Source organism: Pseudoflavonifractor sp. SW1122 (genome assembly GCF_012027765.1).
Taxonomy (GTDB): Bacteria; Bacillota; Clostridia; order Oscillospirales; family Oscillospiraceae; genus Enterenecus; species Enterenecus faecium.
Map to the genome: position 1 here is coordinate 1 of NZ_SJOS01000076.1, position 6,784 is coordinate 6,784.

9 protein-coding genes and 1 pseudogene are annotated in these 6,784 nt (G+C 53.0%); 7 read left to right on the forward strand and 3 right to left on the reverse strand.

The window, feature by feature from the left end; all coding sequences use genetic code 11:
* Positions 1–81 precede the first annotated feature (81 nt).
* Positions 82–872 (forward strand): IS5 family transposase gene (locus E0L15_RS11775; protein ID WP_168125738.1). Its coding sequence is split into 2 segments (ribosomal slippage): positions 82–403 and positions 403–872, totalling 792 coding nucleotides; the frame shifts between segments, so codons are not numbered across the junction.
* A gap of 36 nt (positions 873–908) precedes the next feature.
* Here the strand turns inward: E0L15_RS11775 and E0L15_RS11780 are convergent.
* Positions 909–2,090 (reverse strand): hypothetical protein, encoded by a 1,182-nt coding sequence (locus E0L15_RS11780; RefSeq protein WP_168125739.1) that lies wholly within the window; start codon positions 2,088–2,090, stop codon positions 909–911.
* 9 nt (positions 2,091–2,099) lie between these two features.
* Positions 2,100–2,813 carry a hypothetical protein gene (locus tag E0L15_RS11785; RefSeq protein WP_168125740.1) on the reverse strand — a complete coding sequence of 238 codons (714 nt, stop codon included), beginning with the start codon at positions 2,811–2,813 and terminating at the stop codon, positions 2,100–2,102.
* Between the two features lie 181 nt (positions 2,814–2,994).
* On the opposite strand from E0L15_RS11785, the gene E0L15_RS11790 reads away from it, so the two are divergent.
* The 4 genes from E0L15_RS11790 to E0L15_RS11805 all read left to right on the forward strand — a co-directional run bounded on the left by E0L15_RS11790 (position 2,995) and on the right by E0L15_RS11805 (position 4,091).
* The gene (locus E0L15_RS11790; protein ID WP_117492451.1) at positions 2,995–3,201 is read left to right on the forward strand and encodes a helix-turn-helix domain-containing protein; all 207 of its coding nucleotides are present in this window, start codon (positions 2,995–2,997) and stop codon (positions 3,199–3,201) included.
* Between the two features lie 171 nt (positions 3,202–3,372).
* Positions 3,373–3,576, forward strand: coding sequence for a helix-turn-helix transcriptional regulator (locus tag E0L15_RS11795; protein ID WP_087303186.1), 204 nt, complete (start codon positions 3,373–3,375; stop codon positions 3,574–3,576).
* Between the two features lies 1 nt (position 3,577).
* Positions 3,578–3,892, forward strand: coding sequence for a hypothetical protein (locus E0L15_RS11800; RefSeq protein ID WP_168125741.1), 315 nt, complete (start codon positions 3,578–3,580; stop codon positions 3,890–3,892).
* 10 nt (positions 3,893–3,902) lie between these two features.
* Positions 3,903–4,091: a hypothetical protein gene (locus E0L15_RS11805; RefSeq protein WP_168125744.1), complete on the forward strand. Its 189-nt coding sequence runs from the start codon at positions 3,903–3,905 to the stop codon at positions 4,089–4,091.
* A gap of 69 nt (positions 4,092–4,160) precedes the next feature.
* Here the strand turns inward: E0L15_RS11805 and E0L15_RS11810 are convergent, their stop codons facing one another.
* Positions 4,161–4,973 carry a helix-turn-helix transcriptional regulator gene (locus E0L15_RS11810; RefSeq protein ID WP_168125742.1) on the reverse strand — a complete coding sequence of 271 codons (813 nt, stop codon included), beginning with the start codon at positions 4,971–4,973 and terminating at the stop codon, positions 4,161–4,163.
* Between the two features lie 427 nt (positions 4,974–5,400).
* Here E0L15_RS11810 and E0L15_RS11815 point away from each other — a divergent pair, with 427 nt between their 5' ends.
* Both E0L15_RS11815 and E0L15_RS11820 read left to right on the forward strand, forming a co-directional pair.
* Complete coding sequence (locus E0L15_RS11815) at positions 5,401–6,342, forward strand: MoxR family ATPase (RefSeq protein WP_168125743.1); 942 nt, start codon at positions 5,401–5,403, stop codon at positions 6,340–6,342.
* A gap of 3 nt (positions 6,343–6,345) precedes the next feature.
* Positions 6,346–6,784 (forward strand): annotated as a pseudogene (locus E0L15_RS11820) (DUF58 domain-containing protein); the annotation flags it as partial.

A 6,784-nucleotide genomic window follows, 5' to 3' on the forward strand; every position in this document is an offset into this window, starting at 1 on the left:
TTTTGTAACGTCTTAAGAGCGCCTAACAAAAGCCAGACAAGCTACGGATAATGAGATATAATGCTAGTGGAGGTGAAAGGTATGCCAAAGAAGCTAGTAAGTGATGAACTGTGGTCAATCGTGGAACCCCTTCTTCCTCAGCATATACCTTCGCCCAAAGGCGGGCGTCCTCGTATCTCTGATCGAGCAGCTTTGACTGGAATCATCTCTGTGCTTAAAACAGGAATACCATGGGAAGAGCTCCCACAGGAGATGGGATGTGGAAGTGGTATGACCTGCTGGCGTAGGCTGCAAGAGTGGCAAAAAGCCGGTGTTTGGGAGAAAATTCATTGCAGTATTCTACAAACCCTGCACGATGCTCATAAAATCGACTGGACCAGAGTTTGCATTGACAGTTCTGTGATCCAGGCAAAAAGGGGGGCCAACTCACAGGACCCAACCCTGTAGATCGAGGCCGACCTGGAAGCAAACATCACGTCATAACGGACCGGAATGGTATTCCACTGGCGGTTGCCCTCACTGCTGCCAATAGGAATGACTGCAAAATGTTAACTCATATGTTGGATAACCTGCCCATTTTAAACACATTTCAGGGTGGACCTTCTTGCCACCCCAAAAAACTACATGCAGATAAGGCATATGATTACTCATTTTGCAGGCAGGCGTGTACGCTACGCAATATTATTCCACGAATTGCTAGACGCGGTGTAGAGAGTTCTTCTCATCTCGGAAAACACCGCTGGGTTGTTGAGCGCACTTTTGCCTGGCTCCATCGATATCGACGCTTACTCGTTCGTTATGAGCGGAGGGCAGATATCCATTCGGCCTTCCTTACCCTTGCGGTTGCTCTCATTGCCTTTAAGTTTTGTTAGGCACTCTAAACTGATTGGAGTGCAGGTTCTACGCTCCTATCGCCCGGTGACCTGATACTTCCGATAGCACAGCCAGCACAAGCCTCCAAAGAGAAGGGCCAGCAGGACATACAGCGGAACGCTGAACTCAATGGCGTTGAGCTGGAAGGGGGGTACGAGGAAGTAGTCGTACAGGGTGGCCGTGCTGATGCGGGAGAAGGGCAGGTAGCTGGCCACCTGCTCCACCAGGCGTCCCTGGCCCCGAAACAGCCCCAAAACGGTGATCCCGGACAGGAGAAAGGGCACCGCCAGAGCCAGCACCGCCGAGCGCAGCAGCTCCGAGATCAGCATCACCAATCCACCCATGGCCATGCCCCCCAGCACCAGAAGGGCCAGCAGCACCAGCACAAATCCGCCCATGGACAGGTGCAGGGGCAGCGTCCCCCCGCTCCACAACCGGAGAGCGGTGGAAAAGCCATCCAGCCCGTAAAACCCACCGTAGACCAGGATGTACACCCCGGACAAAACCAATGTCAGCCCAGCGGCAAAGCTGCACCCCGCCGCCCAGCGGGCCCAAAAGGCGGTGGTTTTCCCTTTGGCGCTGGTCAACACCAGCTGGTCGGTGCGAGTGCGGTGCTCCTCTGAGAAGAGGCGGCACAGACACATGGCAGACAGCAGCACCGCCACCTGGCACAGCAGGCCAGAATCCCGGGCCATGGCCTGCCAGCCTCCGGCGTAGTCCAGGGTAAAGGGCCCCAGGCTGCTGGCCTTTCCCTGCCAATAGGCCATCTCTTGGTCGGTCAAAAGGCACTCCTCCTGGTTGACCTCAAAGCGGCGCACCTTGTCCCGGTAAAATCTCTGAGCCGTGACCTCCTGGCCCAGCATGGTGTTGAGATAGGAAAAGGGCGAGTAGCCATCCAAATTACTCAAGATCGTCCCGGTGTCACTGTCTGCGTATTCCGCCGCCAGCTGCTCCATGAGCGCATTGTCCAACAGCTGCCCGGACAATCCCCGCAGGTAATCCCGGCCCATGGCCTCCACTGCTCCATAGTTTCCAATCTGCCGTTCCACTGTACGGTCCCCGGCATCATAGACGTTGAAGTAGTACCCGGTGGAGGCGAAGGTGAGCAGATTCCAGCCGAATATCATGGCTACACCCAGCAGCAGGGACACCAGCACCAGCCGCTGCCCCAAAATCTTTTTCAATCCAAAGACGTACAGGGTACCAAATTCCTTCATACCGCCACCTCATTCCTGTTCCACCACGTGCCGTCGGTACAGCCAGAAGCACCAGACCAGGCAGAGGATGGCCAGCAGGCCATAGAGGCAAAACGACACGGTGATGCTCTCCAGCTGTATGCCCCCCAGGGAAACAAGACGCTCATCCAAGAGAAACTCTGGGGACATGCGGTGAATGGGAACATAACTCCAAATCTGAGTGTATATCCGGTCCGGCCCATAAAAATAAAACAGCGGGGACTCCAAGAACAGGGAACCCAGCAGCAGGCCCAGGGGCAAAGCCAGAGCGGGAATGGCCCGGCGAAACAGTTTGGACAGAAGCATGGCCAAGGCCCCTGCAAACAGGATGATGAGCAAACTCATCCCTATAGTGACCAGCACTCCCTGCCCTGCCGTCATGGCTCGGCTACTGTCACACAACCTGACGTCCGGGTACCCCAGAAGCACACTTTCCAGCTCCAGCAGCTGAATGGGGGTATTCGCCCCCTGGGCACCGTGGACCCAGAACTGAATGGCTGCGGTGATGGCAAACAGCATCAGGATGGCACCGCCGGCCAGAGTCTCCCCCGCCGCCAGCCGGGCCAGTGCCAGGGACTTCCGCCCGTGCTTGCTGCTGGTGAGGATGGGCCAGGTCTTGTACACGTGGTCGTCGGAAAAGCTGCCGCACAGGCAGACAAACACAAAGGGCAGTACCATGAGGTTCAGCCAGTAGGCCAGTCTCAAAATCCCGCTATACCCCTTGGCATAGCCCAGCTTATGGCTAAGTAGATGTAATCAAGAGAAGAAAGGAAAAGCACAATCCAGACGGAACCGGCGGTTGTGTCAAGAAATGTTTGTGGGATAGCAAGAATTTTGATATAATGGGAACAGGAACCCCGGAACCGGGAGAAAGGCAGGAGGATAAATGCACATAAGCTATAAACCCCTCTGGCATACGCTGGTTGAGCGCAACATGAGGAAAGAGGACTTGCGGATTGCCGCCGGTCTTACCACAAATATGATTGCTAACATGGGTAAAGGCAAGAACATCAGCATGGAAACGCTGGTTCGTATCTGCGAAACCCTGAATTGTGGCATTTTGGATGTGATTGAGTTGGAACAGGACGATTAGAAACACGGCAAAAAAGTGTATCATTAGAAGCGCAGAGAACAGAAATGACTTCCTGCGCTTTTCCTATGCTTCGATTTATAAAAAGTTGTTCTTCCCTCTTGACAAAATGTAATGAGTGCATTACACTGTAAATGTAATCACTTCATTACATTTTGGAAAGGAGAGATGACTTTGATATGGAATAGAATTAAAGTGCTAAGGGCTGAAAGAGATTGGACACAAGCAGATTTGGCTGATAAGGTTGGGATTTCCCGGCAAGCGGTTATATCAATAGAAAAATATAAATATACCCCGTCTTTGGAGTTGGCTTTTAAGATTGCAGAAGCCTTTGGTGTTTCTATTGATGAAGTTTTTGAACATAGGGAGGACAAATAGTATGAATGAACAAACTATTCTTTTGATTTTTCTTGTTGCGGCATTAGCTGTAACTTTGGGATTGTATTTCTTAAAAGCAAAAAAACAAATGCAATATAAGGGTGATGAACGCTGGAAATTGATACAGCTTAACGCAAATAATGCTGCGAATATCTCAAATGCAGTTCTAATCGTCTTGCTTGTGGTTTTGCCATTGTTTATAGATAGTCAAACGACATTTACACTACAGAGAGTGGTTACATTTGCGCTGATTTATATTGGAATACGCAATATGATTGAACTGGTTGCAACGATATATTTTGACAAAAAATTGTAAGGAGGACATGATGTTTAAGAACAGAAAAGTCGTGCGGGGAATTGTTCTGGCGGTATTGTTACTTTGCACAGCATATCTGGTGTATTCGATTATAGCTAACCCATTAGGCGAACATGACATTATACTTGCACTGGCTGTTACGGCTGGCTTCATCGCTCTTAGTGGCAACAAAAAAAAGATGATAAATCTTAAAAAATAATGGCGCACACCCAAAATTGAAAAAATAAAACTGCCGTTGCAGGAACACTCATTCCCACAACGGCAGTTTTCATTTTCTCTTGCGCCGGAAATTGAAGGGGCTGTTTTTGATGCTCGGGGATTTTGACAGTATCTTTTTCAATATCTTCTGTTCATCCGGCGTCAGCTTGTAAAAGTCAATACCGAGCATATTGAAAATGACCGCCCACACCTTTCCGAGATAATCCCCGGAAGATTGAATAGCCTTTCGGATTTCCAGAGCCATCTTCTTTGCAAGAGAATAATCCGGCGTGCTGTCAATGTCATGCTCATGGGCTTTCCGTATGTCGTGGAGAATGGCGTCCCATGTTTTGTGCGTCACATGACAGAAGAAATCTTCTTCCTTTACCTCTGCGGCAAGGATGGTCTTTGAATAGAAATCCTTATCAGCCTGCTTGTATTTCTGAACGATAATCTGCCGCTGTTCTTCCAAAGATTCATAAAGGGTACGGAAGGTAGAGGTTGCATGGCCGTCTATGTAAATCTCCGTGTCGGTCATAAGCTGTTCAAATTTATCATTGGTAGCAATCTCACACAGGAGCCGGTTGTTGATACGGCCGCTTTTCAGCAACGCCACCATTTCATCCGTCAAGTGCAATTCCATTAAAGGCGTGTTTGCCTGTTCCCGGTTCTCTGTCCGGCACAGCAGATAATCAACGGACACCTGATAGAAGTCTGCCAGTATGACAAGGTTGCCGTGGTTAATTTCCTTATAGTCTTTGGCTTCATAGCTGGCGAGGGCTGACTTTGAAATGCCGGTTTGCTGCGCCAGTTCTTCCAGATTTAAGCCTTTATCCTTGCGTAACTCCCAAAGGCGTTCCTGTATGGTAGTTGCCCTCAGCATAAGGCGCCCACTCCTTTCCGGCGGCTGTTTTCCTGCCGCTAACTGGATTATGCCATACTTTCCATAATCGTGGAAATTTCCGTTTTTCGCCCCGAAATCCTACTTTGTGGATATACGGCACAGGGAACAAAAATGGTCTATGATACAGGTAGTTCATCGATGGATTATTCCAATCGAATGACCGGCCTGTATGGGCTTTGATATAACGGTGGAGGCAGGTGAAATGTGCGGGGAATGAAAAATAATTCTGTCCCATTATAGAATAAAATGGCAGAATGGAACAGACGGTTTCCACAAAGGCCTCATTCCCCCAAATTCCATTGACGCTCCCCACCCTGTGGTGTATTCTTACAGTAAACAGACTTCCAACACTGGGAGACATCTCTCAAATTTATAATACAATACACATGAGAAGGGGGACCATCCTATGCATACCGAACAGATGGCCATTCGCAGCATTCTCGCCCAAGTACGCAAGGCAGTGCGGGGCAAAGACCAGGTGTTAGCCCGGGTCCTGCTGTCCATTCTGGCCCGGGGCCACATTTTGCTGGAAGACATCCCCGGCGTGGGCAAGACCACCATGGCCCTGGCCTTTTCCAAGGCCCTGGGCCTGCGCTGTCAGCGGGTGCAGTTCACCCCGGATGTGATGCCCTCCGACCTCACCGGATTTTCCGTCTACAACCAGGAGCGCCGGGGCTTTGAGTACCACGCCGGAGCCCTGATGTGCAACCTGTTTTTGGCCGACGAGCTCAACCGGGCCACCAGCCGCACCCAGTCGGCCCTGCTGGAGGCCATGGAGGAGGGCCAGGTGACGGTGGACGGGGTGTCCCGCCCCATTCCCCAGCCCTTTGTGGTCATCGCCACCCAGAACCCCGTGGGTGCCGCCGGAACCCAGCCCCTCCCCGACTCCCAACTGGACCGCTTTACCGTCCGCCTCTCCCTGGGCTATCCCTCCCGTCAGGCAGAGTTCGCCATGGTGCGGGACCGCCAGGGAGGCAATCCCCTGGATCAGGTGGAGCAGGCGGTGGACCACGCCGGACTGGCAGGGCTGCGCCGGGCGGTGGACCAGGTCCACGTGTCCGACGACGTGCTCAGCTATCTGCTGGAGCTCATCGAGGCCACCCGCCGGGACCCCCAAATTCTCCAGGGGGCCAGCCCCCGTGCCACCCTGGCCCTGACCCACATCAGCCAGGCTCTGGCTCTGGCCTCGGACCGGGATTATGTGATTCCCGAAGACGTGCAGTCCATGTTCTACGACGTCATTGCCCACCGACTCATCTTCGCCCCCCGGGCGGCGGAGACCCCCCAGGCCCAAAAGGAGCTGATGGCCCGGCTGATGCAGGGGGTCAAAGCCCCCCGGCTGAGATAAGTTATGGTCGGCCGGCGCATCGTCTACGGGGTGGCTCTGTTGGCCGCCCTGGCCCTTCAAATCTTCTATGACGGCTATCTGGCCCAGTTCCTTCTGATCTGCGTCATCGCCCTCCCCCTCCTCTCCCTGGCTCTCAGCCTCCGGGAGGTCATCGGAGTGCACCTGGAGCTGACCCCCTCGGCATCTCAACTGGTGCAGGGGGAGAGCGGCCAGTGGCAGATTGCCGCCCACACCCGCTCCTTCCTCCCGGTGGCTCGGCTGACCATGGTCGTAACCTTGGAAAACCGCCTCACCGGAGACAAACAGCGGCAGCGGCTGAAAACCTCCGGCCTGTCCAGGGGGATGGTGCGCACGCTGCCCATGGACACCGCCCACTGCGGCCAGCTCACCTGCCAGCTCCACCGGGTGAGGGCCCTGGATTTGCTGGGTCTCTTCGCCTTTC

What these genes read in the sequence shown, in the direction of transcription:
- E0L15_RS11810 (WP_168125742.1), bottom strand. Translation starts at nt 4,973, where the DNA reads ATGCTGAGGGCAACTACCATACAGGAACGCCTTTGGGAGTTACGCAAG.
- E0L15_RS11815 (WP_168125743.1), top strand. Translation starts at nt 5,401, where the DNA reads ATGCATACCGAACAGATGGCCATTCGCAGCATTCTCGCCCAAGTACGC.
- E0L15_RS11790 (WP_117492451.1), top strand. Translation starts at nt 2,995, where the DNA reads ATGCACATAAGCTATAAACCCCTCTGGCATACGCTGGTTGAGCGCAAC.
- E0L15_RS11800 (WP_168125741.1), top strand. Translation starts at nt 3,578, where the DNA reads ATGAATGAACAAACTATTCTTTTGATTTTTCTTGTTGCGGCATTAGCT.
- E0L15_RS11780 (WP_168125739.1), bottom strand. Translation starts at nt 2,090, where the DNA reads ATGAAGGAATTTGGTACCCTGTACGTCTTTGGATTGAAAAAGATTTTG.
- E0L15_RS11805 (WP_168125744.1), top strand. Translation starts at nt 3,903, where the DNA reads ATGTTTAAGAACAGAAAAGTCGTGCGGGGAATTGTTCTGGCGGTATTG.